At 53.9% G+C, this 2,695-nt stretch carries 3 protein-coding genes; 2 read left to right on the top strand and 1 reads right to left on the bottom strand.

The features are described from left to right. Positions 1-730 (bottom strand): carbon-nitrogen family hydrolase (locus JRI89_17545; GenBank protein MBW2073036.1); only part of this gene is annotated, 730 nt, incomplete at its 3' end. A gap of 164 nt (positions 731-894) precedes the next feature. Here JRI89_17545 and JRI89_17540 point away from each other — a divergent pair. Both JRI89_17540 and JRI89_17535 read left to right on the top strand, forming a co-directional pair. After that, positions 895-2,346: a hypothetical protein gene (locus JRI89_17540; protein ID MBW2073035.1), complete on the top strand. Its 1,452-nt coding sequence runs from the start codon at positions 895-897 to the stop codon at positions 2,344-2,346. Positions 2,347-2,467: 121 nt separating this feature from the next. Beyond that, on the top strand, positions 2,468-2,695 hold a 228-nt coding region (locus JRI89_17535), incomplete at its 3' end, for a hypothetical protein (GenBank protein ID MBW2073034.1).

Below are 2,695 nucleotides of genomic sequence, written 5' to 3'. Positions count from 1 at the left end.
TCTGTCTGACTTCCGCCACGATTGAAGGGTCTATATCAGCTATGAGGAGAATTTCCTTCTCACCCCCGTGCGCCACGATTTGTCCCAGAGGATCAATGATTGCCGAACCACCAGCAAAGGTGTGGCCGCCGCCCTGGCCAACCCTGTTGACTCCCACAACATAGCATTGATTTTCCACGGCTCTGGCTGGCAGAAGAATGTCCCAGTGGCTCTGGCGCTCAGCAGGCCATGAGGCCACAACGATAATCAGACCGCAGTTGTCGGCTACAGATCTGAAAAGCTCGGGGAAACGAAGGTCGTAACAGATAAAGCAGCAGGCCTCCATTCCATCGATGCGGAATGGTGCTGGTCCATCCCCGGGGGCGTAATTATCGGATTCACCCAAGATGGATATCAGGTGAGTCTTGGCATAAAGAGATAGATCTTTGCCCCCTTGGTCCACGGCGAGCACCACATTTTGAGGTTTGCCTTGCTCACAAGCAAGCACAAAGCCACCTACCACCACGGTCTGCAGTTCACGCCCAAGAGAGCGCAGCAGTGTAGGCGTGGGTCCGTTGAGAGGCTCTGCCGTGATCGAGGTGTCCATGGAAAAGCCGGTGGAAAACATTTCGGGGAAAATTAGAAGGTCTGCTCCAGCTTTCCTGGCTTCCAGGGCGAGAGTACGAGCCTTTTCCAGGTTTGCCGAACGATCATGCCAGCGAATGTCCATTTGTACAGCCGCAACTTTCATGGAAATCACCTTTTCATCCAGAAATTGTCAAAGGAACAGAGCAGCCGCCCATGCCTGTTTGCTTGCCTGCCAGTCCTGAAGTTCAAGGTTACACCTTTGCTGCTATCTTGACAAACAGAATCCGGGAAAGCTAGGGTGATGGAAACAAACCATAGAGAATTACTATGAGCGGAAAAACAGACTCAGGTAGAGCAAACCAGGGGTTCATTCTGGTCATTGACCAGGGAACCTTTGCGACGCGGGCCATGGCAATAGACCGGCGGGGAAGGATTCAAGCAGCAGCCTTTCGCGAAGTGTCTCTCATCAGACGCGGTTCCAACTGTGTTGAGCAGGATGCAGTTGAAATTCTCGATTCTGTGCGGCAGGTGGCAGCCAGAGTGTTAGATAGTCCTGTGGTGCGGCAAGTTGGAGTGAGTTCTGCGGGCCTGGCTACGCAGCGCTCCAGCGTGGTGGCCTGGGACAAGCGCAACGGCAAACCCCTTGCTCCCATGCTCAGCTGGCAGGACCGACGCTCAGCGGACTGGTTGCGGCGATATACAGGCTATGCCCGCCAGATAAAAGATTGCACCGGCTTGCCTCTTTCCCCACATTACGGTGCCAGTAAGCTGCGCTGGTATCTGGACAACGTTCCAGAGGTAAGCCGGGCCAGTTCACAAAACTCTCTCGCCATGGGTCCCCTGGCCAGCTTTCTCCTGTTTCACCTGCTGCAGGAACATCATTTTGTGGTGGACCAGGCAAATGGTTCCCGCACTCAACTGTGGAATATTGCCACACGCACCTGGGATCCATGGCTGCTCGAGCTTTTTGGCATCCCATCTGAAGTGCTGCCCCAATGTCGCCCAATATCAGCAAAATATGGAAGCTTGTGTCTGGCAGACATTCCCCTGACTGTGGCAAATGGTGACCAGAATGCTGCTCTCTACAGTCTAGGCAGACCAGCCAGGGACACAGCCATCATTAATATCGGCACCGGCGCCTTCATACTGCTACCCACTGGCAGCAAACTCGTTCGGCACCCTGCGCTGCTGGTAGGTCTAGGAAATAGCAGCAACGGACAGGTGGAGCATTTTATAGAGGGTACAGTAAATGGGGCCGGCGCAGCTCTGCGGTGGGCGGAGGAGAAGTGGCACCTTGTAGATGTTTCTAGAAAACTATCCGCCTGGCTGGCTCGTTCAGAAACTCCACCCGTGTTTGTCAATACCGTAGGCGGTCTTGGCTCGCCCTGGTGGCAAGCTGGTCCGGAACCCTTTCTTATTGGTACTGGTGAATCCTGGCAGAGAGCGGTTGCTGTTGCTGAGAGTATCCTCTTTCTCCTGAATGCCAATCTGGAGACTATGGAGGAGGCAGGTCTTGCTGTCAATCGGCTGCAGATCAGTGGTGGTTTGGCCCGCGTAAATGGCCTCTGTCAACGATTGGCGGATCTTAGCGGGCGTGTGGTATATCGTCCAGCGGAAACAGAGGCCACTGTTCGCGGCGCTGCCTGGCTGGCAGCTGGATGTCCGCAACGCTGGCCGAAGCCAGGACGAGGCAAGTTCTTCAGGCCCAGCAAGGATGCAGGACTCAGGGAGCGCTATGAAAGGTTTCTGCAGGCACTGGAGCAGGGTCTCAGAGAATGAGTTGCGACAGACAGATATTTTGTAAGGATCTCCTCTGGCGATCGACCAAGGGATAACCTCACTGGCTGCATAGAGGTTTCGATTTTGGTTTGTAAAAAACAATTAAGACAAGGAGATCCATATGAATATCAAGAAGATCGTACTAGTACTTGCCATAGGAACCGTTCTGCTGGCCTATGCTACAGCCCCCTGGGCAGCAGAAGTGGTAATCCCACTAACAGCAACAGAGGCTCATCGAGGAGCGAGCGGCATTGCCTTTCTCGATGAACAGGGTTTGAGCATTCATGCGAGAGGACTGCGGCCGGATTCCGTCTACACTGTTTGGTTTGTGAACACAAAACCTAAGATG

Source organism: Deltaproteobacteria bacterium, from assembly GCA_019309045.1.
GTDB lineage: Bacteria > Desulfobacterota > Syntrophobacteria > BM002 > BM002 > JAFDGZ01.
The sequence above is the reverse complement of the archived record's forward strand: the minus strand, read 5'-3'. Positions and strand labels throughout refer to the sequence as shown.